This is a genomic window from Shewanella sp. Sh95, assembly GCF_001308045.1.
In the GTDB taxonomy this organism is placed as follows: domain Bacteria; phylum Pseudomonadota; class Gammaproteobacteria; order Enterobacterales; family Shewanellaceae; genus Shewanella; species Shewanella xiamenensis.
Genome location: NZ_LGYY01000218.1, coordinates 1 through 254, shown reverse-complemented (window position 1 = coordinate 254; position 254 = coordinate 1). Strand labels below are relative to the sequence as shown.

Genomic DNA, 254 nt, shown 5'->3' with positions numbered 1-254 from the left:
CATTTGATGGCAATAAACCTGAATGCATCGATAAACCTCTTTTCCGACATTACCTTTCAATATCCGAAAGCGGTACTTTGGTGTCCAGACTATATGATATTGACATCGCCAGAACACATGCGATGCTCTGAAGGATCCCCTCATAAATCAGCCATAGCATAGCCATATTTGAGCAACTGATTGGCGAATAATACCCAGGCCGCCAGCAATTCTTTCTCCGTGATTTGATAATCAGGCCGCCTGAGTACCTCCAA

Annotated in this window: 1 protein-coding gene; it reads right to left on the bottom strand. The window is 44.1% G+C overall.

Annotation, left to right across the window (positions count from 1 at the left end; translation table 11 throughout):
• A partial coding sequence (locus tag AEA42_RS21940; RefSeq protein WP_197278450.1) for a transposase occupies positions 1–144 on the bottom strand: 144 nt, incomplete at its 3' end.
• Between the last annotated feature and the right edge of the window lie 110 nt (positions 145–254).